Raw genomic sequence first — 26976 nt, 5'->3', positions numbered from 1 at the left:
GCGCGTGCGGGGCACGGTGCGGTGCGCGACACCGCCGGCCGGGCCCCGCCGTCACCGCGAAGGGAGATCGACATGGACTTCACCGAGGACACCGCCGTCACGGCCGTGAAGGACAGCATCGCGCCCGGGACCGACCCCCGGGTCGCCGAGCTCGTCGGCGGGCTGGTCGAGCACCTGCACGCCTACGTGCGCGAGGTCCGGCCGACGGTCGAGGAGTGGAACACCGCGATCGGGTTCCTGACCGCGGTCGGCCAGAAGTGCGACGACACCCGCCAGGAGTTCGTGCTGCTCTCCGACGTCCTCGGGGTGTCGATGCTGGTGGAGACGATCAACGGTCAGGAGACCGGCACCGAGAGCACCGTGCTGGGCCCGTTCCACATGACCGAGAGTCCGCGCCGCGAGATCGGCGACACCATCGACCTGATGTCCGACGGCGGCGGGGACTGCGTGATGGACCTGCGCGTGCTCGACGCCGCCGGCACCCCGCTACCGGGAGCCGAGGTCGACATCTGGCAGTGCACCGCCGACGGGTTCTACGACGTCCAGCAGCCCGACGTGCAGCCGCCGGGTAACGGTCGCGGGCTGTTCCGCAGCGACGACGACGGCCGCGTCCGCTTCCGCACGGTGGTCCCCAGCCACTACCCGGTCCCCACCGACGGCCCGGTGGGTGGCCTGCTCGGTGCGCTCGGCCGGCACGCCTACCGGCCCGCGCACGTGCACGTGATCGCCCGGGCCGAGGGGCACCGGGAGCTGACCACCCATCTGTTCGTCGCGGGCAGCAGCTACATCGACTCGGACGCGGTGTTCGCGGTGAAGAAGAGCCTCGTCGTCGACTTCGAACGGGTCGAGGCCCCGGAGGTGGCCGCGCGCTACGGCGTCGAGGGGCCGTTCCGGCTGGCCCGCTACGACGTGGTCCTCGACGCCGCCACCCCCGGAGCCTGAGGTGACGTCACCCGGGGCACCCGGGTCCTGGACCGCGTTCTCCTACGAGGCCCAGCCGATGCGCGTGGTGTTCGGCGCCGGGCGCTCCGCCGAGCTCGGCCCCGAGCTCGAGCACCTGGGCCTGCAGCGGGTGCTCGTGCTCTCCACCCCGGGGCAGCGGGCGCTGGCCGAGCGGGTGGCGGCAACGCTCGGCCCCCGCGCTGTGGGGGTGCACGCCCACGCCCGGATGCACGTGCCGCGGGAGACCGCCGACGTCGCCGCCGCCGCGGCGCGGGCGCACGCCGCCGACGGGTGCGTCGCCGTCGGCGGCGGCTCGACGATCGGGTTGGGCAAGGCGATCGCGCTGCGGCACGCGATCCCGGTCGTCGCCGTGCCGACGACGTTCGCGGGCTCGGAGATGACCCCGGTGTGGGGCCTGACCGAGAACGGCGTGAAGACCACCGGCCGGGACCCGGCGGTGCTGCCCCGCAGCGTCGTCTACGACCCCGACCTGACCCGGTCGCTGCCGCCGGAGGTCGCGGTGACCAGCGGCGTCAACGCGCTCGCGCACGCCGTGGAGGCGCTCTACGCCCCGGACGCGTCACCGATCGTCTCGCTCATGGCCGAGGAGGGCGCGCGGGCGATCGTCGCGGCTCTGCCCGGCCTGGCCGGCGATGCCGGCGACCGGGCCGACGAGGCCCGCGCCCGGGCGCTCTACGGCGCCTGGCTGTGCGGCGCGGTCCTCGGTGCGACGACGATGTCGCTGCACCACAAGCTCTGCCACGTGCTCGGTGGGACGTTCGACCTGCCGCACGCGGCCGTGCACACCGTGGTGCTGCCGCACGTCGTCGCCGTCAACGCCGGCGCCGCGCCCGCCATGGCCGCGGCGCTGTCGCGGGTCCTCGGCTCCGGCACGCCGGCCACCACGCTGTGGGAGCTGACCGGCCGGCTCGGCGCGCCCACCTCGCTGGGCGAGCTGGGCCTGACCGAGGGCGACGTCCCGACCGTGGTCGAGGCGGTGACCACCGCGCCGTACGCCAACCCGCGCGCCGTGGGCGCGGCGGAGCTCACGTCGGTGCTGCTGCGGGCCCTGAACGGGGCGGCCCCGACGGGGGGCTGAGGTCGCGCGGCCGGGGAACGGGCCCGCACGTCCGTACGCTGGACGGTGGACGACTTCGAGGAGGCACCCGGTGCTGGTCATCTTCGGCCTGTCCCGCAAGGAGCGGCCGCTGGGCCTGGTCGCACTCGGCTGCACCGCCTGCGGGCACCCCGGCCCGCAGTCGCTGGTACACCGCCGGACCCGGTTCACGCTGTTCTTCGTCCCGGTCCTGCCACTGCGGAGCCGGCTCGAGGCGCGCTGCCCGCACTGCGGCACGACACGGACGCTGTCCTCCGGCGAGGCCCGCCGCCTCGGCGCGGCGGCCGCCTGACCTCACCGCACCTGACCGCACCTCACCGCGCGAACAGGTCACCGTTCAGGTAGAGGTCCCAGCCCTGGGCCGAGAGGCCGTGCCCACCGGACAGCAGGTGATAGCTCATCGCCGGACCGCGGAAATCCGTGTCGGTGGGCGGTTTCCAGTTCGGCGACGGCAGGCCGGTGTCGCCGAGTCCGTACAATTCGTAGACCCGCGCGGCCGCCACATAGGAGAGGAACTCGCCCTCCGGATCGGCATTCGTGTCGTTCGCCGCACTCCCCACCACGACCCGGCGCGGCGCCATCAGCGCGAGCAGTTCGTGCTGGTCGACCGGAAGCGCTTCCTCGCGGTTGTCGTACTCCTTGTACGTCGGCGGGAACCAGTGCGGGAAAGAACTGTTGATATCGGCGACGGTCTCGGCCCCGACACCACCGTCACCACGGCGCGCGAGCTTGGCACCGGTCGACCCGGAATTGTTCGACACGGCCGCCGCGAAACGCGTGTCCTGGGCCCCGGCCCACAACGACGCCTTTCCACTCCTCGAGTGTCCGATCACCGCGACCCGGCTGGGGTCGATGTCGGGGTCGGTCTCGAGATAGTCCATCGCCCGGCTGGCTCCCCACGCCCAGGCGCTGATGGTCCGGCCGGCGTCCTCGGGCAGCTCCGCGCCGGGGTCGTGGAACAGGTTGATCATCTTGCTGCGGTAGGTCCCGCTGTCGTCGGGAGCGATGTCCTCGGCGTCGATGGCGGCGAAGGCGTAACCGGCATCGGTGATCGTCGACACCGGTGCGTAGTCCGAGGACTGCTGCGGGTCCTCCCCCACCGAACCACGATGGTCGATCATCAGGAACGTGCCGCGCGGCGGGGCGCCGGAGTTCGGCACGAAGAGCTTCAGGTCGAAGCTGCCGGTCCCGTGCGGGCCGGTGATCCCGATCGTGACGGTCTTGCGCGTGACGCCGGACGACTCGTCGGCGGTGACGTCGAAGCGCTGCTCGACCGGCAGCGGCAGGCTCTCGCCGTAGACGTGCCGGCGAAAGGCCTCCAGCAGTTCGGGACGCCGGGAATTCTCCCATGTCGTCGCGTTGTCGACGGATTTCCCGTTCCCGGCCTGCAACGGATTCGGATAGTCGACGCCGTCGATCGAGATGGTGGCACGCGGTTCCTGGTCCAGTTCGTGGTCGGAACCGCTGTGCACCAGGCGCACGTCCTGCGGGGAATGCAGACCACCGACGACGAGAACCGTCAGGACGACGACCAGCGTCGTCCTGCATTTCGCGGCGGCGAGCAGGCTACGGAACCGGCTGCGCGGAGGTCTGTGAGTACCCATTTCGGGAATGGACCCTACTCAGCGTCAGACCGGTCGCAACGCGGGTTGCGTCACCGTAGTCGAACGGGTGACACCGTCGTTCTCGGCGTGTCCGGTGAACACGGACGGCGTTCGTCACCCCGACGGGTGGACCGGAACTCCGTGCCCGGGCCCGCCCCTGCCACCCTCTGCGGTGGATCACGACAGCAGGACGCAGGGAGGTCGGGAATGCCGCGGAACCCGGGTGTCGGGGTGATCGTCCGTCGCGGAGCGCAGGTGCTGCTGGGCCGCCGCGAGAAGGCGGGCGAGTCGGTGAGCTGGTCGGTACCCGGCGGCACCCTCGAGGACGGGGAGTCCTTCGAGCAGGCCGCGGTGCGGGAACTGGCCGAGGAGACCGGCCTGCAGGCCGCGGCGGCGACCGTCTTCGGGCTGGGGCTGACACCGGTCGAGGGCGGCGGCACGGTCTGGACCGCGGGCGCGCTGGCCCACGACGTGACCGGGGAGCCCCAGGTGCTGGCCACCCACGAGTTCACCGAGCTGGCCTGGTTCGACCCCGACGCGCTGCCCGAGGTCCTCTTCGGACCCACCCGCTTCGTGCTGGACCGCTGGGCGGGGCGGCCGAGCGCGGCGAGCCGGGTCGCCTACACGCTCGAGGCCCGCTGAGAGATCCGTGCGTCCGGCCGGCCCGGTGTCACCGCGACGCGGCGTCCACCCCGGCCTCGCGGAGCCTGAACCTCTGGATCTTCCCACTCGGCGTCTTGGGCAGTGCGGCCACGACGTGCACGCGGCGGGGGTAGGCGTGCGCGGCGAACTGGTCCTTGACCAGCTGCTGGAGCTCCCGCTCCAGCCCGGCCGCCGGTTCGGCGTCCTGGCGGAGCACCACGAAGGCCTCCAGGACCTCCCCGCGCAGCTCGTCAGGGACACCGATCACGGCCGCCTCCACGACGGCCTCGTGGCTGGTCAGCACGCTCTCCACGTCGAACGGCCCGATCCGGTACCCGGCCATGATGATGACGTCGTCGTCGCGGGAGGAGAAGAACAGCCGCCCGTCGTCCTGCTGGTTGGCGGTGTCGCCGGTGAGGTACCAGCGCCCGTCGGCGGTGAACCGTTCCGCGGTCCGTTCCGGCGCGTCCGCATAACCCGGGAACCACATCAGCGGGCTGTGGTGGGTGTCGATCGCCAGCCTGCCGACGGTCCCGGCGGGCGCGACCTCGTCGGCGTCGTCGGCCAGCACCGCACACGACCAGCCCGGCAACGCGTGCCCCATCGACCCGGGCTCCACCGGGGCCCGCAGCTCGGAGCGCCACGCGTTGCCCGCCACCATGCCCAGCTCGGTCTGCCCGTAGTGGTCGCGCACCTGGACCCCGAGGGCGTCGCCGGACCAGCTCACCACCTCCGGGGTCAGCGGCTCGCCCGCCGAGGACGCGCACCGGAGCCGGAGGGCCGCACCGGACCGGGGCGGTTCCCCGCGCAGGGCGCGGTAGATCGTGGGCGCGGCGGCGTAGTTCGTGACGGCGAACCGCTGCAGCACCTCCCAGGTCAGGGCCGGGGAGAACCCGGCGTGCAGCAGCAGGCTGGTGTACCCGAGCGCCAGCGGCCCGACGAGCGCGTAGTACAGCCCGTACGCCCAGCCCGGGTCGGCGGCGTTCCAGTACACGTCGTCCGCGCGCAGGTCGAGCGCGTCGAGCAGGTAGCGCTCCATCGACGCGAGCGCCCGGACCGGCACCGGTACCGCCTTCGGCGTGCCGGTGGTGCCGCTGGTGAACAGCAGGATCAGACGACCGTCGGCGCCGACCCGGGCGGGCTCGACCGCCGGGTCGTCCGGCACCGTGGCCAGGAGGTCCGCGAGCCGGTCGTGTCCCGGCTGCGACGGCCGTTCCCCACCGACCTGGATCACCTGCCGGTCGGCGGCCGCCCCGGACCCGGGCTGCAGCTTGGCGACCTGGTCGGCGTCGGCCACGACCACCCGCGCGCCGCTGCCGTCCAGGCGCAGCTCCACCGCGGGCGGGGCGAAGGCGGTGAACAGCGGCACGTGCACGGCGCCCAGCCGCCAGATGCCCAGCAGGACGGCGGGCAGCTCCGCCGACTTGCCCATCAGCACGCCCACGGCGTCACCCCGGCCGACACCCCTGCCCGCCAGCACCGCCGCGACCCGCCGCGACGACGCCGCCAGCTCGCCGAACGTCAGCTCCCGCACCGTGAGATCGGGCTCGACCACCCGGAAGGCGATCGCCGAGCCGGGGTGCCGGTCGCACAACAGCTCGGCCGCACACGCGTCCTCGGCGCGGTACTCGGCGCCGTCCTGTGCCTGCGCCGTCACACTCGCATCGGCCATGTCGTCTCGACTCCTTCGTCGTGCACTGTTTCCGGTCGGGGCGTCGCGGCCCCTACGCTCCGGTGATCCGTGGGGAATCGCCGACGTACTGCTCACGCACCACGCGGCGGAGCACCTTGCCGATCGGGTTCTTCGGCAGCTCCTCGGCGAACGACACCCCGGTGATCTTCTTGATCGGCCCCACCGTGTCGCGGGTCCACCGGATCAGCTCCTCCTCGGTCGCCTCCGCCCCCGGACGCAGCACGACGGCCGCGTGCGGGGTCTCGCCCCACTTGGGATGCGGAACGCCGACGACCGAGACCTCCTGGACGCCCGGATGCGCGGCCAGCGCGTTCTCGAGTTCCATCGGCCAGATGTTGAACCCACCCGAGATGATCATGTCTTCCTTGCGGTCGGCGAGGAAGAGGAAGCCGTCGCCGGACAGGTAGCCCATGTCCCGGGTACGCAGCCAGCCGCCCGGCAGCAGTCGCTCGTCGGTCGCGCCCGGGTCACCCCAGATACTGTGCATCACCCCCGGACACTGCGCCACGATCTCGCCGACCTCGCCCAGCGGAAGGTCCTCGCCGTCGTCACCGACGATCCGGACCATCGAGTTCGGCGTCGGCCGGCCCGCCGAACGCAACCACGAGCGCTGCTCGTCGGTGCCCTCGGTGTGGTGGTACCGCGGGGTGAGGCACGAGATGGGCATGGCCTCGCTCTGCCCGTAGGTCTGGTACATGATGTTGCCCCACAGCTGCAGGGCAGCGACCAATGTGGCCTCCGAGATGGGCGCGCTGCCGTAGACGACCTTGGTCAGGCTGGAGAGGTCGCGGTCCTCGACCGCGGGCACGTTGATGATCATCTGGATCACCGTGGGCGGAAGGATCGCGAACGAGATCCGCTCCCGTTCCACGAGGTCGAGCCAGCGTTCCGGATCGAACGACGGCATCACGACGCTGGCGGCACCCGCCGCCACCAACGGCCACGCCAGCAGGCCCGCTGCGTGACTGAACGGTGTCGCGGCGAGATAGCGGTCGTCGGCATGGAAACCGCCGAAGACGAGCGCGAACTCGTTCCCCATGTCCGTCCAGCCCCGGACGCTGTGCAGGATGCCCTTCGGTTTGCCCGTGGTGCCCGAGGAGAACCGGATCAGGTGCGGGTCGTCGGGCTGCACCCCCACGTCGGGCAGTTCCGCGGAGGCCGCGGCGAGGGTCTCCTCGTAGTCCTGCCTGCCGTCCGGCGTGTCGCCGACGACGATCACCAGGCGGACGTCGGATGCCTGCGCGAGCACCGACGCGATCGCGGCGTAGTGCGTGTCCTGGACGATCAGCGCCGAGGCGCCCGTGAGCTGCAGCAGGTAGAGGTTCTTCTCCGCCGGCTCGTGCGCGTACAGCGCGCACCGGACGTAACCGCCGGCGGCGAGACCGGCGACCTGTTCCAGGGCCTCGAACGCGTTGTCGCTGAGAACGGCCACCCGCTCGCCCTGGCGGATCCCGCCGGCCCGCAGCGCGTTCGCGAGCCGGGCAGCGCGTTCGCACAGCTCGGCGAAGGTCTGGCGCCGTCCGTCACAGGCGAACGCGGTGCGGTCACCGTAGATCTGCGCGCCCTTGATCAGCAGGTTCGTCGGGTTCATGTCGTGACTCCTCCGGTCCCCGAGCGTTCCCGGTCCGCCGGCCGGTGGGCCCGGTTCTCCGCTCTGATCACCGCGGCCCCGGCCGGATCGACCAGGTCCCCGTGCAGTCGTCGGTTGTGGTTGTGACCGAGTTGGTGCAGGCCGAAGGCGGACTCGACGGCCGCGCGTTGTCCTTGCAGATCGAGGCCGAGGTTGACCGACCGCTTGGCCAGCCGGAGCCCGAACGGCGGCCGCCGCGCGATGCGGCGGGCCAGCTCGAGCGTCTCCGCCTCGAGCTCGTCGTCGGCGACCACGCGGTTGACCATGCCCAGCGCGGCCGCCTCCGCCGCGGTGATCGCCTCGCCGGTGTAGAGCATCTCCTTGGCCCGCCTGGCACCCAGCTCCCAGAGATGTGTGAAGTACTCGGCACCGTTCATGTCGAAGGCGGTGACCGGGTCGACGAAGAGCGCGTTGTCGGCGGCGACCACGAGATCGCACGGCCACACCAGCATCAGGCCACCACCGATGACGCGTCCGCGCACCTCGGCGACGGTCGGGCGCGGAAGGTCGCGCCAGCGCAGGCAGAGACCGGTGAACAGCTCCTCCTCGGTGGCGAACCATCCTTCCGCACCGGGTGCGTCGAACCCACCGGTGAGCGTGCGGGTCGGCACGTCCTGCATGCACCAGTCTGCCCCGAGGTCGTGGCCTGCGGAGAAGTCCGGGCCGTCGGCCGCGAGGATGATGACCCGGGTCCGCTCGTCCCGCACCGCACGCGTGTAGGCGTCGTCCAACGCGTGCAACAGTTCGCGGTTCTGTGCGTTGCGCTTGTCCTGGCGGGCGAGCACGATCCGGACGATCCCGGGTTCGGGCTGCTCGTACCGGATCATCGGTGCCGCGTTGTCCTCCGAATCCGCCATCAGCCCACCCGGGAACCGGCCGGAGCGAGCCGGGAGAAGGCCTCCAGCTCGCGAGGGATGTCCGGGCCCGCGGGCTGGTAGACCACCTCGGTGACCCCGGTGGCCGCCAGTTCCTCCAACCGGGCACGCAGGGTCTCGACGCTCCCGGTGAACGTCATCGCCTCGGCGGTCTCCCGCGGGATCATCGCGTCGTCGTGCTCGGACACCTCCATGAGATGCCCCTTGTGCAGTGACAGGTGCCGTTCCTCCTCCGACAGCGAGCTGATCAGCTCACCCCACGCGGCGCCGTTCGGCAGCGTGCTCAGGTCGTAGCCCGCCTCGTAGTAGAGGTGGTAGATCACGACCGCCGCGTGCCCGGCCGCGGCCCACACCCGGTCCGAGGTCGGCGACTCACCGTCGTCGAGCACCGTGCCCAGGGCCCAGCGGGCCGACTGGGCCCAGCCCGTGCCCGGATCGACGTTGACGGTGAGCACGCCGTCGGCGTGCTCACGTGCGACACCGAGGCCCTTCGGCCCCTCGGCCGCCATGAACACCTCGAAGTCGATCGGCAGTTCCGGCAGGTAGCCGGTCGCGTGCATCAGCCGCATCGTCCTGCCCTCCCAGCTGACGGCCTCACCGCGCAGGAGTGCCTTGAGCGCGTCGACGTAGGCGGGAATCTCCGCCCACTTCATGGGCTTGTGGCCGAGGGCGCGCAGGCCGGTGAAACCGGTACCGACACCGAGGGTGAACCGGCCGGGCGCGATCGATTCGATGGTCGCGATCGCCGACGCGGTGACGACCAGGTGGCGCAGCGCTGGCACGGCCACGCCGGTGGCCAGCCCGATGCGCTCGGTGCGATCGGCCGCCCGTGCCAGGGCGCTCCACGCGTCCAGGCACAGCGCCGGCGAGTCGTAGACCCAGGCCCGGTGGTAGCCGAGACGTTCGGCGAGCGCGATGTGGTCGGGGGTGTCCGGCCCGGTGTAGAACGCGCAGGACAGCTTCGGCATGCGCATGGTGGGTCCTCTCAACGATCAACGGGTGTGGTGGTGTCGAACATGGCCGCCTCGGTGACGCTCAGACCCCAGTCGGTCAGGGCGGTGCCGTCATCGGAGCCCGGCTCGGGCGCGGGAGCCGGGTGCCCCGGCGGGGTTCGGCTGAACCGGGGTGCCGGGGCAGGCTGCAGGGCCCCGGCGATGTCGAGGAACGTGGCGCGCTCGCGGTTGTGCGGATGCCCGGGTGCCGTCCCCAGCCCGTACACGGCGGTGACGCAGGCCTGCTCGTGCTCGAAGAGCGCCGCCCACTCCGCCGCGGTCCGGGTACCGAAGATGCCGGCGAGGCGGTCCTTCAGTTCCGGCCAGCGCGCACGGTCCCACTGCGGGACCTCGTCCGGGTCGAGCTCCAGTAACCGCAGCAGCTCGGCGTAGAACTGCGGCTCCAGCGCGCCGACGGCGACGTGTCCGCCGTCCGACGTGGCATACACCTCGTAGAAGTGCGCGCCACCGTCGATGGTGTTCGTGCCGGGCTCGCCCGCCCAGTCACCGGCGTTGCGCAGGGCGTGGAACGCGGTGGTCAGCAGGGCGGTGCCGTCGACCATGGCCGCGTCCACGACCTGCCCGGCCCCGGACCCCCGCGCCTGCACGAGACCGGCCAGCGCCCCGAACGCCGCGAGCATCCCGCCGCCGCCGAAGTCGCCGAGCAGGCTCAGCGGGAACAGCGGCCGTTCGCCGGGGCGGCGGAGGGCGCCGAGAGCGCCGGCGACCGAGATGTAGTTGATGTCGTGGCCGGGAACCTGTGCCAGCGGGCCGTCCTGGCCGTACCCGGTGACGCGGGTGTAGACCAGCGCCGGGTTCCGCGCCAGGAGCTCGTCGGGACCGAGTCCGAACCGTTCCATCACCCCGGGGCGGAACCCCTCCACGAGGATGTCGGCGGTCTCGGCCAGCCGCGCCACGAGCTCACGGCCCGCGGCCGTCCCGAGATCACAGGCCACGGACGGCCGGCCCCGGTGCAGGTGGTTCCAGGCGCCGACACCGACGCCGGTCCCGTCCCGTCGTTCGAGGCGGATCACCTGGGCACCGAGGTCGGCGAAGAGCATGGCGGCGAACGGTGCCGGTCCGATCGCACCGAGCTCCACGACCTTGACACCGCACAGCGGCCCCGCGCCGGTCACGTGTGCGCCCCGGCGACGTCCGTGGCGCCGCGTTCCCCCGCCCGTCCCGGGTCCCGGCGGCGGGCGCCGACCGGGAGCGCAGCGAGTCGTGCCTTCATGTGGTCCTGCCCTTCCCCGGAACGGACGAGAGTGAACGAGATCGGCGAGGGTCGTCAGGCGGTCGCGGCTCCGCACAGGGCGAAGGCCATCACCAGGGGTTCCGAGCCGTCGTTGAACCAGGCGTGCGGGGTCCCGTTCTGGATGAGGCAGTCGCCTTGCACGAGCCGCACCTCGGTGTCGTCGACCCGCATCAGCGCCTCCCCGGAGAGCACGACGATGTAGTCGACCGTCTGTGTCACGTGCGCACCGGGCTGGTCCGGGAACGAGAACGTCGCCGCTGCGCCGGGGAGCTTCTGCTCCATCTCGGCGGCCGCCGCCTCCAGGTCGGCGTCCGGGTCCGGGATGTAGGTGATGCCCGGCGGAACGGTCAGGAACCCGAACCGCACCCCGCCGTGCTCCGGGAAGAACGTCGTCGTCGGATCCCCGGCGGACGGGCTGGAGACCGGGACCGACACCGAATCCAGCTCCCACACCCGGTGGATCTCCGCACCCGGCAGCAGGGTCACCGTGGTCGGTTCGACACTGCTGTCGTCGAGGACCGTGGTCTTTCCTCGAGCATCGTTACCCATGACAACTCTGCGGATCTTCATTGATTCACCTCTCGTTGTTCTGTGGTTCGAGGTCGACCTCGGACCACGCTGCTCGGTCAGGACCTCGCCGTCGGTGCGCTGCCGAGCCGCCCGATGCCGTTCACCGCCGGTACGCCTTCGCGATGATCTCGCGCTGGATCTCGCTGGTACCCGCGAAGACCGTGGAGATGATGGTGGTGCGCAGGTGGCGTTCCATCTCGTACTCCGTGGTGTAGCCGGCGCCGCCCATCATCTGCATGCCCTCGATCGCGATCCGTTTCGCGGTCTCGGTGACCTTGAGCTTGGCCATCGACGCCTCGCGGGGCAGCTGCCGCTCGGGGTCCGCGTCGACCCGGCGCGCGACGTCGTAGACGAGCGCGCGACAGCACTCGAGCTCGGTCGCCAGATCGGCGATGCGGTGCGCGATCACCTGGAAGCTCCCGATCGGGCGGCCGAACTGCTCGCGCCCGTTCACGTACTCCAGTGCGTCCTCGAACGCGCGTCGCGCATGACCGAGGAAGATCGCCGCGCACACCAGCCGTTCGAAGTTCAGGCCCGCGGTGAGCTGCGTCCAGGCCTGCCCCTCGGTGCCGATCACGTTCGCCGCCCGCACCCGGGTGCCGGTGAAGTAGACGTCGTTGACCTCGCGCCCGCCGAGTGTCTCGATCGGACGGATGGTGAGCCCGTCGGCGTCGGTCGGGACCTCGAGCATGGTGAGGCCGCTGTGCTTCGGTCCCGAGGTGTCGGTACGGCAGACCAGCTGGATCCGCTCCGCATAGTGCGCACACGAGATCCAGGTCTTCTGCCCGTCGATGACGTAGCCGTCGTCGGTACGCCGCGCGCGGCAGGTCAGCGACGCGACGTCGGAGCCGGAGTCCGGTTCCGACATGGCGACCGAGGAGACCTCGCCGCGACAGAAGCCACCGATGATCCGGTGGCGCTGCTCCTCGGTCCCGAACCGCTCGACGGTCTTGGCGACGATCATGGAGATGCCGAGCCCGAACACCGGCACGCGCCCGTAGGTGAGCTCCTCCAGCAGCAGGCAGGCGTCGGTGACCCCGCCGCCCGCGCCGCCGTACTCCTCGGGCAGCGCCACACCGCTCCAGCCGAGCGAGGCGATCTTGTCGTTCATCAGCCGGCTGTGGGACTCGGTCCCGCCCGCCGTCAGCGCCGCACGCTGCTCACGGGTGCCGCACTCCCGCCGGGCGAAGTCCCGGATCGCCTCCACGAACGCGAGACGTTCCGGGGTCTCGGTCAACTCCATCGCCATGAACGGGCCTCGATTCTGGACCGGGTGCGTGGTGCACGACGGCAGCACGACGCAGGTCCGGTCCCGTAGCGCTCTTCTCGCGTGCGAGCAGGGGAACTCCTCGACCGGCGTGCGGGTCCGTCCGCGTGACGGCGCTCCGGCACAGCCCGTCGGCCTCATCACCCGGCACCTCGGCACCGGGCACGGCCAAAGTTACATACATCCCAGATGGGATGTCAATTGCACAGCCGGATTCCGGCGCGGCGCACCGAGACGGGTGCGCTGCGGACGTGCGACGCTCCTCCAGGCGTCGAGCGCAGACATGGCACAGGCCCGGTCGCAACCGGGCCTGACGTGGGGTTCTCGTGTGGTGCCGGACCGTGGCTACCGCGCGGACGGCCCCGAGCGCTCGGCCTTCAACCGGGCCTGCTCACGCTGGGCCTCGGCCCGGATGCCGCGTTCCCGGTGCAACCACTCCGGCTGCTCCTCCTTCAACGCCGTGATCTGTGCCGTGGTCAGCGGCTCGGTGATCCCGGCGCGGGCCAGACCCGAGATCGACACCCCGAGCCGGTCCGCGACGACCGGGCGGGGGTGCGGGCCGTCGCGCCGCAGCTCACGCAGCCACTCAGGCGGGTCGGCCTGCAGCGCGTCGAGCTCGTCGCGCGACACCATGCCGTCGCGGAACTCCTCGGGCGTCGCGTCGAGGTACACGCCGAGCTTCTTCGCCGCCGTCGCCGGCTTCATCGTCTGGATCGACCTCTGCCGCGCCATGTGCCCAGGGTATCGGGGCGGGACCGGCCGATAGCCTGGGCCCGTGACCGAGCCGAGCGACGCGCCCTCCTTCCGGCTCAGCTACGTCCCCGGGGTCACGCCGGGGAAGTGGGCGCGGATCTGGGGCGAGCGCCGTCCCCACGACCCCCTGGAGCTGGTCCCCGCGACCACCGGCGAGGCGGTGGAGCTGGTCCGGACCGGCGCGGTGGACGCCGGTCTCGTCCGGCTGCCGATCGACCGGACCGGGCTGCACGCGATCCCGCTCTACACCGAGACCACCGTCGCCGTCGTCGGCAAGGAGCACCTGCTCACCGCGGTCGAGGAGGCGGCCGTCGAGGACCTGGCCGACGAGCTCGTCCTGCATCCGCAGGACGACACGCTCGACTGGCCCGACGGCCGGCCGGGGCGGCCGGCGGACATCACCCCCGCGACGACGGCCGAGGCCGTCGAGCTCGTCGCCGCCGGCGTCGGGGTGCTGCTCGTCCCCCAGTCGCTGGCCCGCCTCCACCACCGCCGCGACCTCACCTACCGGCCGCTGACCGATGCGCCGACCTCGGGCGTCGTCCTGACCTGGCCGGACGCGGAGAACTCCGACCTGATGGAGGAGTTCATCGGGATCGTCCGCGGGCGCACGGTCAACAGCACCCGCACGCCCCGCCGCGAGGGGGCACCGGCCTCCGGTGGGCCCGCGCCCGCGAACAAGAAGGCCGTACGGAACCGACCGGCTCGGCGCGGCACGCGCCGTCGCTGAACCACCGCCCGCGACGTCACCGGTAGTACGACGCCGACCTCCCCGAGACCGCCCTGCCCACCCTCACCGGGCGAGCCACTCGGTCTGGGCACGCCCGAGGACCTCGTCGGGGCGTTCTCCTACCTGGCCGGTCCCGGCTCGCGCTGGACGACCGGCTCCGCACTCGTCGTCGACGGGGGTTACGCCGCCCCCTGACGCCGAGTACGGAGCCGGCCGGCTTGCTCGCCACCGGTGCGATGCGCCGCGCACGTGCTGGAGCCTGCCGGGTGCCGGAGCGGGTCGCGCCGACCGTGCGGGCCCACCACGCGGCGGCGCAGACTCCCGCCGGACCGTCAGGCAGATGCCCTGTTCGGACTCGGGGCCGCCGAGCCCAGCGCGACCAGAGCTGCGTCGACGGTCGGGTAGGTGGAGAACTCGGCGAGCAGCTCCTGCACCGGTAACGGCAGCCGATGCACCTGGGCGCGAGCTCCGGTGAGCGCGAAGGCGAACCCGGTCCGCCGGGCACGGGACCGGGCACCACGCAGGTCCCGCAGCGCGTCCTCCGCCAGCCCGGTCGTGTCCTCCAGGTCGACGAGGACGGCGACCAGCTCCCGACGGTGCGGCGGGTCGGCCGTGGCGAGGTCGGCGTGCAGATCGGTCAGACGCAGCAGGCTCGCCGCGGTGGCCCGGGTACAGACGCCGCTCACGCGGATCACCACGATGTCGCCCTGCCGCCGCTCGACCACGATCGGCGCCTGGTGCCGGGTCCGACGCGCAGGGCGCGACGGGGCACCACCGCCCGTCACAGCACCGCCCGTCACAACACTGCCGCCGTCGACAGCGCGATCGTCGCCGGCACGGTGGGTGACGGTCGAGGGCGGGCTGCTCAGCACTGCCGGCCCCGGTGCCCGCGCCGGTCATCGCGGCGCGGCGGCTGCGCCCAGGACGCCAGGGCCGGGCCCCAGCCACTCGACACACCCGACGGCTTCCCCGCGCCCGGGCACACCCACCAGTCCCACACCCGGACGGCGAGCCGTCGCCACCACGAATCCCGAGACGGAATTCGACCGATCATCTTTCTGTCCTCCACATCGATGCTCTACTCACCCATCGAAATCCGGCACTGCCCGGACGCCGGAAATATCGACGAATCACCGGGAACGTGCCCGTCGATCAGTTTCCGGAAATGCGGCGGTCAGCCCGGTTCGCTGCCGGCCCGGACCTCGTGGTGCCGACCGGAAACGCCGTTTCGGCGGGGGACTCGCCCCGCTACCGCTCGGCAAGTGTGTGATGAGGCCGCCGGCACGGGCGGGCGCCCATCCCCGTCGGTCCCCGACCGCGGACCGGCTGCGCTCGCCGACGTGATGGCCGGGCTCGGTGATCCGGTGCGCTCGAGCGGGGCGTCGACCGCGCCGAGCATCATCCTCGTCCGGATCTCGTAGGTCACGATCCCGGCAGCCACCGCGACGTTGAGCGACTCGACCGGACCCGCCATCGGGATACCCACCAGCACGTCGGCGTCCTGCTCGACCTCGGCGCGCACCCCGTCGGTCTCGCCGCCGACGACGAGAGCGACCGGGCGCGCGCCCAGACCCGACACGCTCTGCAGAGGGCGACCTCGGGGACTGGTGGCCACGATCTGGAACCCGGACTCACGCAGGCCCACCAGTGCGGCACCCGGTTCGGGGTAACGACGAACCCGCGTCGAGAGCACCACGCCACGCGAGGAGTCCAGGACACGTCGCGAGGTCAGATCGGTGTCCGGGTCGGTGAGCACGACGTCCTCGACCCCGAGCGCCGCGGCACTCCGCACGATCGCGCCGAGATTGCCGGGGTCGACCACGCCGTCGCAGATCAGGGCGAACCGGCCCCACCGCTCCTGCACATGTGCCTCGGGCCGCGGTACCGCCACCCCCAGCCACTCCACCGGCCGCGACGCTCCGGCGACCTGCCGCAGCACACCGTCGCGCACCCGGTGCACCGCGACCGCCGCGTCACGGAGCTGCCGGCTCAGGGCCTCGTCAGCGGTGCTGTCAGCCGACTCGGCGCGGAACACGACCTCCAGCGGGCCACCGGCCGCGAGCACCTGAGCGACCAGGGTGCTCCCCTGCAGCACACACCGGCCGGCGTCGCGGCGCCCCGCTCGCCCGGCCAGGGTGCGCACCCACGCGACGCGCGGATCCTTTGAGGGATGCCACGATTCGATCCGATTTCATGCACGCCTCCCGCACTCAGTTCGACAGACGACAAGTTCTGACAATACCCCAGAAACCGCACCGAATCCACGGATGCCACATGGCCCATCTTTTGTCGGCCGAACTGCACTGTCGACCCGCTACGGGAAATCTTCTGCGAATGCCGGCACGCGCGACACCTGGTCGGCCCGAACACTCCTTTCGTTCCCGTCGAACTCGGCGACGCCGTGCATCGTGGTGGATCAGGGGTTCGCCGGCCCGGACGGACCGCGGGGCCGAGGGACGCTGTGGCGTCGCCGGCCGTCGACGAGCGGGACCTCGTCGATCTCGGCGAACTCGGCACGCCGCACGTGGGAGCGAGCGTGTTCCACCGCCTCGTCCAGGTCGTCGATCAGGTGTGCCTCGTGGCGCAGCCCGGCGAGGCCGCCGACCCGGTCGAGCATCGCCCTGTGTTCGCCCCGTACTCCCTTGACCAGCACGGTCACCCCGGTGGCCTCCAGGTTCCCGACCAGCTCTCCCAGTCCGCGGGCAGCCGTGGCATCGAGTACGTCGAGCCGGGACAGGCGAAGGATCACGACCAGCACGTCGTCGTCGACGGAACGGTCGTGGACCGTGGTGAACACCCGTTCCGCCGCGCCGAAGAACATCGCGCCCTCCATCCGGAACAGCGCGATGTGCCGGTCACCCGGCTCGGCCGGATCCGGCAGCGACTCCCGGTGGACCGCGGTGGAGCGGGCGATGTGGCGTAGCGCGAGGAAGGCGGCGACGGCGATGCCGATCTGGATCGCCAGCACCAGGTCGAGTGCGACGGTGAGGACCGCGGTCGTCGTGAAGGTCAGCGCCGTGCCGCGGCCGGCGCCGAACACCGCGCGGACCGTCGCGGCAGGGATCATCCGGGCACTGGTCACCAGCAGCACACCGGCCAGCGCGGCGAGCGGGATGCGGGACACCGGCCCGGTCGCCAGGTAGAGGATGGACAGGATCATCAGCGCGTGGGTGACGGCGGCGAGCCGGGTCCGCGCCCCTGCCCGGACGTTGACCGCGGTCCGTGCGATCGCTCCGGTGGCCGGCATCCCGCCGAACAGACCGCTCGCGATCGAGGCGAGACCCTGACCGACCAGCTCGCGGTCCGGTTGGTAGGGCACCCGGGTCATCGATGTCGCCACCCGCGCCGAGAGCAGCGATTCGATCGCGGCGAGCGCGGCGACCGCGAGCGCGGCACCGGCCAGCTCGCCCACCACCCCGGGCTCGATCCCCGGAACGACCGGGAGCGGCAGCGCGTCGGGCAGGGCACCGATCCGGGCCACCGGCGCACCGAGCACCTCCACGAGGAGAGTCGCGATCGCGACGGCCACCAGGGAGGCCGGGAGCGCCCGCTGCAACCTGGGCAGCAGGAGCATCGTGGCTGCGGCCAGCGCGACGGTCCCCACCGCCCAGAGGACAGGGACGAGGTCGGGAGCCGTGATCGCTCGCTTCGCGGCGTCGAGCGCGCTCAGGAGGGTGCTGTGCCCCGGGGCCGTGCTCACCGCGAGGGCCGCGGGCACCTGCTGCAACGCGATGACGCACGCGATCCCCAGGGTGAATCCCTCGATCACCGGCCACGGCAGCAGCGTCACGACCCGGCCCCACCGCAGCACCCCCGCGAGCAGCACGATCACCCCGGCCAGCAGTGACACCAGCGCGACCGCGCCGGCGCCGTGCGTGGCGACGATCGGCGCGAGCACGACGGCCATCGCTCCGGTCGGCCCGGAGACCTGTACGTTCGAGCCGCCGAGCACCGCGGCGACGATCCCGGCGACGACCGCGGTCACCAGTCCCGCGGCCGGACCGACGCCGGCGCTCGCTCCGAAGGCCAGTGCCAGCGGGAGCGCGACGATCCCCACCGTGATGCCCGCGGTCAGGTCGGCGCGCAGGGTACGCGGCCGCAGGTCGTAGTCGACGGGGGTGGGTAGCAGGTCGGCGACCGTCAAGTCCGGGCCCGCCTGGTCGCGTCCAGCAGCGACGCCGGATTGGCCCCGGGCAGCGGCGGGAGCTCGCGGACCGCCTCGATCTGGCCCTCGTCCCGGGCCAGGCCGGCGAGCAGGAACGCCCGGGCCACGTTCAGCAGCTCGGCCACCAACGGCTCGGTGAGCCGGTAGGAGACCGCGTTGCCACTACGACTGGACGTCACGAGCCCGGCGCGGCGCAGCACCGCCAGGTGCTGGGACAGCTGCGACGACATGCAGCCGGTCACGTGCAGGAGCCGGGCGACGGAGACGTCGGTGCCGTCCGCGGCGAGCACCTCGAGCACCTGGATACGGGCCGGATGGGCGAGACATTTGAACAGGTCCGCCTTGATCCGATACAGCGGTTCGGTGGAGCGGGAACGAGCGGGCACGGGTATCGACCTCCTGGATTAATGGAAGTATAAAACCATCACTCGAGAGCTCGGGACCCGCGTCGTCCCGGAGAGCAGGACCGTGCGCGTGACGGCACGCCGCGACGAGGAGGACCGTCGCGGACACTTACTCCCCAGCCGGAGGCCCGCCGGACGTCGTCGCCGTCACGAGGTCGAACCTCAGCCGGTCGACCGAGCAGCCCGCCGAACCGTGGGCCGACTACCCAGCGTCGCCGTCCCGGCTCGCCGTCCCGCGCCCGCGGACGAGTGGCAGGAAGATCTCATCCACGATCTCGACGAGGACCGGGTCGGGGAGCCGCGAGGCGCCGCGCACGGCGTACTCGCCACGGACCAACGTCATCGGCAGCGCCGCCACACGGGGGTGCACCGCCTCCGGCGGCGCCTCACCACGGGCGACCGCCCGACCGAGGAGCCCGAACCAGGCCGCGTTCATCGCGTCGCCCCCGGCCTGCTCCCGGAGCAGCTCCACCAGGGCCGGCTCGTCGGCGGCCGCCGCCAGAAGGTCACGCAGGATCGCCCCGCGCGGCGACGACCAGGTCTCGTTGACCTGTCGCAGCAGCTCCAGCGCGTCGCCACGGAGCTCACCGGTGTCCACCTCGGGGGTACGGGCCTCGGCGATGTGCCGATAGGCGGCGACACCGAGGGCGGCGCGCTGCGGCCAGCGTCGGTAGATCGCGTTCTTGTTCGTCCCGGCACGCCGGGCGACGTTGTCCATCGTCATGCCGGCATAGCCGGACGCGGTCAGCTCCTCGGCAGCCGCGTGCAGGATCGCCCGCTCCAGTTCCGGCCCTCGCCGCCGCCGTCCACCCACGGTACGCACCGTACCCATCTGTGCTAATAAGGCACCGACAGTACCTAGATGGAGGCAGTCATGCGAGCATGGGGCGTCACCTACGACACCGGCTTCACCAACTGTGGGACCACCACCCACGAACCGTTCGACGCCGATGTCGTCGCCGAGGACATGCGGATCATCCGCGACGAACTGCGCGCCGACGCCGTCCGGATCACCGGTGGTGTCGCCGACCGCCTGGAGACCGCGGCGCGGCACGCCGCCGCCGCCGGCCTGGAGGTCTGGTACTGCCCGTTCACCAATGATCTGACCTGCGAGGAAATGCTGGATTTCGTCCTGGACGCCGCCGAGCGCGCCGAGCGGATCCGACGGGACGGCGCAGACATCCGGTTCCTCACCGGCTCGGAGATCAGCCTGATGACGGTCGGACTCATGCCCGGCAGGACTCTGACCGAGCGGGCCGCCGTGCTCGCGGACCCGGCCAGGACCCGCGAGGTCCTGCCCGAGGTGCAGCGCCGGACCGCCGCGCTGCTGGCTCGCGCTGTCGCCGGCGCCCGTGCGCGATTCGATGGGTCCATAGGGTACGCATCACTCCCTATGGAAGCCGTCGACTGGGCACCCTTCGACTTCATTGCGACCGATGCCGGTTACCGCGACGCGCACAACGCCGCGGACCTGCCCGGGAGCCTCGCCGCCATGACCTCGCACGGGAAGCCCTTCGCCGTCACCGAGTTCGGCTGCGCCGCGTTCACCGGGGCCGCGGACCGGGGCAGCCGCAGCGACATCATCAGCTACGACGACCGGAGCGGCCGGGCTGTGGGACTCACCGAGGTCGTCGAGCGCGACGAGAACGAACAGGCCGCCTACCTGCTCGATCTCCTCGAGGTCTACGACACGGCCGGTGTGGACACCGCGTTCGTCTACACCTTCGCCTCGCGGCACCTGCCGACCTCCGAGAACCCCGACGAGGATTTCGATCTCGGGAGCTTCGGGATCGTGAAGGTGCTCCCGGAGGGCACCACCGGCAGCAGCTTCCCGGGGATGCCGTGGGAGCCCAAGGCCGCCTTCACCGCGCTGGCCGAGTACGGGCGGGCCCGAGCACGCCGATCGGCGAGCTGACCGACCGGTCGGACGCGGCTGGGAAGCCGACTGAGGACGCGAGCGACACCGCCGTCCGGACCGTCGGCGTCAGCAGTTCGAGATCAGAGGAACGTGCCGGTGTGCAGATTCGACCCGGCAGGACACACATCGCCTTGCCCGAAGATCAGGGGCGATTATCGTTGTCACCTGGCTGTGGGCCGCAAACAGAGCCGCGGTGGCGTCGGCATGCCGAACGGCGGGGGCGAGTCCGGCGTTGCAGGGTCGGACTCGATCGCCAGCACCGCGACGGCCAGACGTGGAACCAGTCCGTCGTTGCTGAAGCGGTAGCCGAAATCGGCGTAGGCGGTCAGTTCGCGGTGGATCAGTTCGCCCACCGGGCCCGGGACGACCCGGCGCGCGTGCAGGGCCGCAGCTCGGTAGCGCCTCTGCTCCTGGAAGGCGAGCCGAGGGAGCACACCGGTCACCTCGGGTGGTGCTGGGAGCAGCGTGCTCATCACGGCGGCCTCCCGTGCGTGCGAGGATCCTGGGAAGTGTCCGCCCTGCCGGAGCCGGACGCGTCGCCACGTTTGAGGATGTGGGCGACCGGCAAGGGGGGTCGCCGTTCCGCTGAACCCCGAGGGGACGAGCAGCGACCCGACCTGGCCGACCGTCCGCGACCATCTCGTCAACCACTACGCCGACGACCGTGACAACCCGTTCTGGGACGAGAACGTGTGGTACCGCATCGACCCCACTGGATGGTCGCCTACAGCGACGACCCCGCCGCCTGCTCGACCGACAGCCATCGAGCTGACGTGAGTTCGCGCGGGGCCCCTCGGGCCGTCACTCCCTACGGCGCGGCCGGATGCCGGTGAACGATCATCAAGAATGATGATTGGAGCCTCGGATCTGAGACATCCCTCGTCACGATCTCGACACATCGGATACCAGGCCGTCAGCGGAACCGTCCACGTTCGACCGCATGAGCGATGCCCCGCTCGCCGGGGGTGAACGGAGGCTCGTGCACCCGGATCGGCTGCCTGGCCACAACACATCGCTCACAGGCGATACGCCGGACGCGTCGCACGACGGAGAGGTTGCGCACCCACATGTTCGCCGACGGGCACGAGGCACGAAGCACGGACGAGGAGACGACGACCGCTCCGGCGACGGCGCACGATCCGCTCGTCGACCGAGCAGTGCGGCTGTTCACCTTCCTCGGGGAATCCCAGCGCCTGCGCAGCACGTCCGTCGTGGACCTCGAGAGCTACCGACGGGAGGGCGCGGTGCTGTGGCTCGCCGACGCTCCGGCTCACCCGGCTGTCGGTGGTGGGGTTCGCCAGGTGCACGTCGACGGCGAGCCCGTCCTGCTGACGATCGACCGCGTTCCAGCGGTCCCCGCGCCGGAACCCGGCACCGAGCTCGCCGGTTGGCTGGACGAGCCGCCGGTCGACCCCGGCCGTGAGCCGATCCTGCGGGACCACCGGTCGCTCGACATGGACGACGAGCACGGCGGGACCACCCGCCGTCGGGTCGAGCGCACCGAGCGCCCGGAGATCGACGAGGACTTCGCCTCCTACCTTCCCCACTGGCGGGCGTGGGCGGAGCAGGAAGGCCGCGACCAGCCCGTCCGCGACTACTACAACGAGCTGTTCTCCATCCACGTCTCCGCCGCGGGCCACCCCGAGGAGCTCGAGCTCGTCCTCGGGACCGGCCTCCTCATCTGGTCGGTGCCGGCCGGCGACACGGTGCGACGCCACCTGCTGACCACCGCGGTCCGCATCGACTTCGACGAGGACACCGGCCGGCTGGCCCTCCTGGCCGACGACACCGTGGAGGGCGCGACTCTCGAGCTCGACATGCTCGACCCCGGCCTCATCGGACAGCCCCGCCTGGTCAACGAGCTGCGCGACCGTGCCCGGGAGACCGAGGCGCACCCGCTCGACCGCGAACGGATGGGTGAGCTGGGCAGGCGGGTCACCCACCAGCTGGCCGCCGACGCCCAGTACCGCGACGCGGACGACCCGACGCCCCCCGCCGCGGCCCCGGTCACCTCCTTCGCGCCCGCCCTGTTGCTGCGCAAGCGCTCGCAGAAGGGCCTGCTGGAGATCTTCCGGCGCATCGTGGAGCAGCTGCGCGAGTCCGGTGAGGTGCCCGACGGCATCCGTCCCCTGGTGGACGCCGACCACGAGCCGCTCGGTACCGACGGTGAGCTGGACGGCGCGGGTGCGGTGGTCCACGTCGACGAGGACCCGTTCCTCCCGCTGCCCGTCAACGACCGCCAGCTGCAGATCCTGCGCCGCGTCGACACGACGGCCCAGACCCTCATCCAGGGGCCGCCCGGCACCGGCAAGACCCACACCGCCGCCGTCCTGATCACCCACCTGCTCGCCCAGGGCAAGCGCATCCTCGTCACCGCGCAGACCGACCGTGCCCTCAAGGAGGTGCGGGAGAAGCTGCCCGAGGCCATCCAGCCGCTCGCGGTCGCGGTCGTCGGCTCCTCCCGGGAGGACATGTCGGACCTGCGGGTGGCCGTGGAGCGGATCGCGGCGACCGCCTCCGAGCACGACGCCGACGACGCCGCGCGGGCGATCCGACGGCACCTCGACGCCATCGACGACCTCCGTCGGCTGCGTGCGGGGCTCGGCCACCACCTGCGGTCGGCGCGCGAGCGGGAGGTGACCGAGGTCGATCTCGACGGCTATCGGGGATCCCCCGCCGCCGTCGCCCGGGAGGTCCGCGCGGACGACGAGCGCCACGGCTGGCTGACCGAGCTGGTCGAGGCCCCGAATGGCCGTGCTCCGCTGTCCGGGGTGGAGCTCGCGGCCTGGCGAGGCCACCTGCGGGACACCGACCTCGTCGCCGACGAGCCGGAGGCAGGTCATCGCCTCGTCCCGCTCGACGCGCTCCCCGCCGCCGCCGCATTCGCCACGCTCGTCCACACCGAACGTCACGCCCGGGGCATCGCCGAGTCCTACGCCGGCTTGCGCACCGACGCCGCGTACGCACCGGCGACGGCGCTGACGGCGGAGACCCGGCGGCTGCTCGCCGACCGCGTCGGGATCCTGCTCCGCGACACGCGTGAGCTCCTCGGCGGTGACGAGGCGTGGCTCCAGGAAGCCGCAGCCGACCTCGCACGCGGGCGCAGCTCGGTCTGGAGCGGGCGACACGGCGAGATCTGCGGACTGATCGACCAGGCGAGTCGGCTGATCGCCGACCTCGGACCGGCCACGACGGTGACGGTGCAGGGCGGCGATGTCGGCCTCCTCGTCCCTGCTGCCCAGGGCGTCGACGCACATCTCGACGCCGGGAACACGATCAAGCTGGGCGGCGACGGCCTACCCAAGCAGAGCATGCTGACGCCCCGCGCGGTGAAGACCGCCGAGTCGTTCTTCGCGCGCGTCCGCGTGAACGGCCTCGCTCCCACCACCGCGCCCCAGGTGCGTGCGTTCCTGCTCTGGGTCGACGCGAACCACGTTCTGGACGCCCTGGACCGGGCCTGGCCCACCTCGGTCGTGATCCCGCCGGAGGACACCCCGGCCGAGCGGCTCGAATGGCACCGGGCCGAGGTGGCCTCGCTCGGCAGGCTCCTCGGTCTCGACACCCGGCTGCTCGCCGAGGACGGTCGGGTGGCGGCTCTCGGGCTCCCCCGCCCCGCCTGGCTGAGCCCGGCGTCCGTCGAGCGGTACCTCGCCGTGCTCGCGGCGGTCCACACGGCCGAGGAGGCTACCGCGGCCACGGCGTGCGTCGACCAGGCCATCACCGCGCTGGTCGACGCCGAGCGAGAAGCGGACGCCGCACCGGCGCTCTCGCTCCTCCTGCGGGCGGCGCGCGCACGCGACGACCGCGCCTACGCCTCCGCGCACCAGCGACTCGCCCGACTGTGGGAGGTCCGCGAGCTGCTCCGTCACCGGGACGAGCTCGCCGCCCGGCTGACCGGCGCCCCCGGCCTCGCCGCCGCGGTCGCGAGCACGCCCGACTCCCCCGTGTGGGACGAGCGGATCGCGGACATCGAGGACGGCTGGAGCCACGCCGTCGCATCGAGCTGGCTGTCGTCGCAGGAGGCCGCGGACGTCAACGCGCTCCAGCGCGAGATCCTCGCCGTCGACGACCGCATCCGGGGCCACGTCACCGAGCTGTCCGCGATCCGCGCCTGGGACCACGCCGTCGCACCCGGCCGGCTCACCCGCGGTTCCCGGGCAGCCCTCGAGCAGTACGCCGCGCTCGTCAAGCGGCTGGGTAAGGGCACCGGAACCTACGCGGCGCAGCGCCGCCGCGAGATCCGCTCGGCCATGGACCGCTGCCGCCCGGCCGTACCGGTGTGGATCATGCCGCTGTACCGGATCGCCGATCAGTTCGACGTGCGGCCCGACATGTTCGACGTCGTGATCGTCGACGAGGCCTCCCAGGCGGGCATCGAGTCCTCGTTCCTGCAGTACCTGGCCCCCAAGATCGTCGTGATCGGCGACGACCGGCAGGTGTCGCCGTCGGCCGTCGGCGTCGACCAGCAGGAGCTGCGCGACCTGGGCTCCCAGTACCTGTTCGACGACCAGTTCCGGTCGACGTGGCAGGACCCGCAGCGGTCGCTGTTCGACGAGGCCAAGATGCGCTTCAGCGGGATGATCACGCTCGTGGAGCACCGGCGCTGCGTGCCGGAGATCATCGGCTTCTCGAACCGCATCGCCTACGAGCCGGACGGCGTCCGCCTCGTTCCCGTCCGCCAGTTCGGCGCGGACCGGCTCGAGCCCGTCAAACCGGTCTTCGTGCCGGACGGGTACGAGAAGGGGTCCTCCAGTACCCGGACGAACCCTGCCGAAGTCGACGCCATCGTCGAGCAGGTCGAGAAGTGCATCGCCGACCCGGCCTACGACGGTCGGACGATCGGCGTGATCTCGCTGCTCGGGACGGGCCAGGCCAAGGCGATCGAGAAGGCGCTGCTCGACCGCATCACGCCCGAGGAGTGGGCGGCGCGAGACCTGCGCTGCGGCGACGCGGCGGACTTCCAGGGCTCGGAACGCGACGTCGTCTTCCTGTCCATGGTGGCGGCACCGGGGCCCGAGCGCCGGCTGACGGCATTGACACAGACGATGTACGTCCAGCGCTACAACGTTGCCGCGTCCCGCGCCAAGGACCAGCTGTGGGTGTTCCACTCGGTCGACCGCACGACCCTCACCAATCCCGAGGACATGCGCTACCAGCTGCTCGACTACTGCTACGGCATCGCCGCGCGCGGCGTCGAGGAGCACGAGGGCGCGACGACCGGCCTCGTCTCCGAGGACATGCCGGTCGCCCCGTTCGGCTCGTTGTTCGAGCAGCGGGTGCACAACCGCATCGCCGCCCGCGGCTACACCCTCATCCCGCAGTTCGAGTCGCTCGGCTACTCGATCGACCTCGTCGCCGTCGGACCCACGCGGCGGCTGGCGATCGAGTGCGACGGCGACTTCTGGCACGGCCCGGAGGCCTACCAGCGGGACATGGGCCGGCAGCGGGAACTGGAGCGTTGCGGCTGGCGCTTCCACCGGATCCTGGAGTCCGAGTTCTACCGGGACCCGGTCGCCGCGTTGGAGCCGCTCTGGGCGACGCTCGCGGAGCTCGACATCCACCCCGCGGGCTGGGCGGCTCCGGTCGCGGCTGAAACGGACGACGGGCCCGACACCGAGGCACCCACCCCCGCGTGGGGAGTACACACCGTCGACGTGGCGCCACCGGCACCCACCGCGGTGGAGCCCACCGCCGCTGCGGAAGTCGAGGTCTCATCCGACGACATGATCGACGTCGAGCCGGACGCCGCGGCTGAGGCGTTCGCCGAAGGCCGGGTGCACCGGGCCTCCTACCAAGAGTTCGACGGTGCCACGACGCCGGTGTCGGACGCGTCGACGAAGCAGATCGTCGACGGCCTCGTCGCCATCGTCGCGGTAGAGGGCCCGGTGCTCGGCAGCCGGCTGCGCCACGTCTACGTCCGCTCGTCCGCGGGCAGGCGTGCCGGCGCCCTGATCACGAAGGCCTTGAACTCCGCCATCAGCTCGGCGATCCGGACCGGCCGACTCGTGCGGGACAACCCGCTCGGCGAGTCCGGCATCAAACCGGCCACGTTGCGGCTGCCCAACCAACCAGAGGTCCGTGTCCGTGACCTCGGCGCCCGGTCGTTCGACCAGATTCCACCGGCCGAGCTCGCCGCCGTGATGGCGGAGGAGGCGGCAGATCTCGGGTGGGGCGATCCGACCGCCGTGTACCGCGCCACGATGCAGCGCTACGACAACACGAAGCTCGGTCACGTGATCCGCGCCAGGCTCGAGCAGGTCGCCCCCCTCGTCCGCTGCGACGGACCGGAGGGTCACGACTATCCCTGAGCCTGGCGTCGCCCGGCGGCCGCGCCGTCTTGCCGGGCCCGCTGATCGGCTCGGCGCGCGGGGTCCTTCCCGCACCCGTCGCGGCATGACCCACCTCCCGTCACTCCTCCG

Annotated in this window: 22 protein-coding genes; 7 read left to right on the top strand and 15 right to left on the bottom strand. The window is 72.0% G+C overall.

The window, feature by feature from the left end:
* Positions 1–72 precede the first annotated feature (72 nt).
* The 3 genes from BM093_RS16010 (at position 73) to BM093_RS16000 (ending at position 2351) form a co-directional block, all read left to right on the top strand.
* Positions 73–942, top strand: coding sequence for a dioxygenase family protein (locus BM093_RS16010; RefSeq protein ID WP_093343801.1), 870 nt, complete (start codon positions 73–75; stop codon positions 940–942).
* Position 943: 1 nt separating this feature from the next.
* Positions 944–2041, top strand: a complete 1098-nt coding sequence (locus BM093_RS16005) for a maleylacetate reductase (protein WP_245773555.1) — start codon at positions 944–946, stop codon at positions 2039–2041.
* Between the two features lie 70 nt (positions 2042–2111).
* Complete coding sequence (locus BM093_RS16000) at positions 2112–2351, top strand: zinc ribbon domain-containing protein (RefSeq protein WP_093343798.1); 240 nt, start codon at positions 2112–2114, stop codon at positions 2349–2351.
* Between the two features lie 22 nt (positions 2352–2373).
* Here BM093_RS16000 and BM093_RS15995 read toward each other — a convergent pair whose 3' ends face one another.
* Positions 2374–3663, bottom strand: a complete 1290-nt coding sequence (locus BM093_RS15995) for a glucuronyl esterase domain-containing protein (RefSeq protein ID WP_245773554.1) — start codon at positions 3661–3663, stop codon at positions 2374–2376.
* Between the two features lie 207 nt (positions 3664–3870).
* Between BM093_RS15995 and BM093_RS15990 the strand changes: the two genes are divergently transcribed.
* Positions 3871–4305, top strand: coding sequence for a nucleotide triphosphate diphosphatase NUDT15 (locus BM093_RS15990; protein ID WP_093343796.1), 435 nt, complete (start codon positions 3871–3873; stop codon positions 4303–4305).
* Between the two features lie 28 nt (positions 4306–4333).
* Here BM093_RS15990 and BM093_RS15985 read toward each other — a convergent pair whose 3' ends face one another.
* From BM093_RS15985 to BM093_RS15950, 8 genes are all read right to left on the bottom strand, one after another.
* Positions 4334–5977: an AMP-binding protein gene (locus tag BM093_RS15985; protein ID WP_093343793.1), complete on the bottom strand. Its 1644-nt coding sequence runs from the start codon at positions 5975–5977 to the stop codon at positions 4334–4336.
* Positions 5978–6029: 52 nt separating this feature from the next.
* Positions 6030–7589: an AMP-binding protein gene (locus BM093_RS15980; RefSeq protein WP_093343791.1), complete on the bottom strand. Its 1560-nt coding sequence runs from the start codon at positions 7587–7589 to the stop codon at positions 6030–6032.
* A complete protein-coding gene (locus BM093_RS15975) occupies positions 7586–8485 on the bottom strand; it encodes an enoyl-CoA hydratase (protein WP_245773553.1) in 900 nt (299 codons plus the stop codon). The genes BM093_RS15980 and BM093_RS15975 overlap by 4 nt, the downstream gene beginning before the upstream one ends.
* Positions 8485–9477, bottom strand: a complete 993-nt coding sequence (locus BM093_RS15970; RefSeq protein WP_218162792.1) for an LLM class flavin-dependent oxidoreductase — start codon at positions 9475–9477, stop codon at positions 8485–8487. The genes BM093_RS15975 and BM093_RS15970 overlap by 1 nt, the downstream gene beginning before the upstream one ends.
* 11 nt (positions 9478–9488) lie before the next feature.
* On the bottom strand, positions 9489–10631 hold the full coding sequence (locus BM093_RS15965) for a CaiB/BaiF CoA transferase family protein (RefSeq protein WP_093343786.1): 1143 nt from the start codon (positions 10629–10631) through the stop codon (positions 9489–9491).
* A 152-nt stretch (positions 10632–10783) separates the two neighbouring features.
* On the bottom strand, positions 10784–11299 hold the full coding sequence (locus BM093_RS15960) for a cupin domain-containing protein (protein WP_177238510.1): 516 nt from the start codon (positions 11297–11299) through the stop codon (positions 10784–10786).
* Between the two features lie 121 nt (positions 11300–11420).
* Positions 11421–12569 (bottom strand): acyl-CoA dehydrogenase family protein, encoded by a 1149-nt coding sequence (locus BM093_RS15955; protein WP_093343780.1) that lies wholly within the window; start codon positions 12567–12569, stop codon positions 11421–11423.
* A gap of 363 nt (positions 12570–12932) precedes the next feature.
* A complete protein-coding gene (locus BM093_RS15950) occupies positions 12933–13319 on the bottom strand; it encodes a DUF5997 family protein (protein WP_093343777.1) in 387 nt (128 codons plus the stop codon).
* 43 nt (positions 13320–13362) lie between these two features.
* On the opposite strand from BM093_RS15950, the gene BM093_RS15945 reads away from it, so the two are divergent.
* Positions 13363–14070, top strand: coding sequence for a LysR family substrate-binding domain-containing protein (locus tag BM093_RS15945; protein ID WP_093343773.1), 708 nt, complete (start codon positions 13363–13365; stop codon positions 14068–14070).
* 332 nt (positions 14071–14402) lie between these two features.
* Here the strand turns inward: BM093_RS15945 and BM093_RS15935 are convergent, their stop codons facing one another.
* The 5 genes from BM093_RS15935 to BM093_RS15915 all read right to left on the bottom strand — a co-directional run bounded on the left by BM093_RS15935 (position 14403) and on the right by BM093_RS15915 (position 19471).
* On the bottom strand, positions 14403–14795 hold the full coding sequence (locus tag BM093_RS15935; RefSeq protein WP_143105405.1) for an STAS domain-containing protein: 393 nt from the start codon (positions 14793–14795) through the stop codon (positions 14403–14405).
* A gap of 449 nt (positions 14796–15244) precedes the next feature.
* The gene (locus tag BM093_RS15930; RefSeq protein ID WP_177238509.1) at positions 15245–16213 is read right to left on the bottom strand and encodes a TrmH family RNA methyltransferase; all 969 of its coding nucleotides are present in this window, start codon (positions 16211–16213) and stop codon (positions 15245–15247) included.
* A gap of 273 nt (positions 16214–16486) precedes the next feature.
* Positions 16487–18214 carry a SulP family inorganic anion transporter gene (locus BM093_RS15925; protein WP_093343764.1) on the bottom strand — a complete coding sequence of 576 codons (1728 nt, stop codon included), beginning with the start codon at positions 18212–18214 and terminating at the stop codon, positions 16487–16489.
* Complete coding sequence (locus tag BM093_RS15920; protein WP_093343761.1) at positions 18211–18621, bottom strand: ArsR/SmtB family transcription factor; 411 nt, start codon at positions 18619–18621, stop codon at positions 18211–18213. Before BM093_RS15920 ends, BM093_RS15925 begins: the two co-directional genes overlap by 4 nt.
* Before the next feature lie 220 nt (positions 18622–18841).
* On the bottom strand, positions 18842–19471 hold the full coding sequence (locus tag BM093_RS15915; protein ID WP_093343759.1) for a TetR/AcrR family transcriptional regulator: 630 nt from the start codon (positions 19469–19471) through the stop codon (positions 18842–18844).
* A 42-nt stretch (positions 19472–19513) separates the two neighbouring features.
* Between BM093_RS15915 and BM093_RS15910 the strand changes: the two genes are divergently transcribed.
* The gene (locus BM093_RS15910; RefSeq protein WP_093343756.1) at positions 19514–20554 is read left to right on the top strand and encodes a hypothetical protein; all 1041 of its coding nucleotides are present in this window, start codon (positions 19514–19516) and stop codon (positions 20552–20554) included.
* A gap of 164 nt (positions 20555–20718) precedes the next feature.
* Here BM093_RS15910 and BM093_RS15905 read toward each other — a convergent pair whose 3' ends face one another.
* Positions 20719–21033 carry a hypothetical protein gene (locus tag BM093_RS15905; protein WP_143105404.1) on the bottom strand — a complete coding sequence of 105 codons (315 nt, stop codon included), beginning with the start codon at positions 21031–21033 and terminating at the stop codon, positions 20719–20721.
* A gap of 591 nt (positions 21034–21624) precedes the next feature.
* Between BM093_RS15905 and BM093_RS15895 the strand changes: the two genes are divergently transcribed.
* Positions 21625–26865 (top strand): AAA domain-containing protein, encoded by a 5241-nt coding sequence (locus BM093_RS15895; protein WP_093343751.1) that lies wholly within the window; start codon positions 21625–21627, stop codon positions 26863–26865.
* Positions 26866–26976 lie beyond the last annotated feature (111 nt).

This window comes from Pseudonocardia ammonioxydans, assembly GCF_900115005.1.
Classification (GTDB): domain Bacteria; phylum Actinomycetota; class Actinomycetes; order Mycobacteriales; family Pseudonocardiaceae; genus Pseudonocardia; species Pseudonocardia ammonioxydans.
Note: the sequence above shows the minus strand (reverse complement) of the source record. Positions and strands in the feature narration are given on the sequence as shown.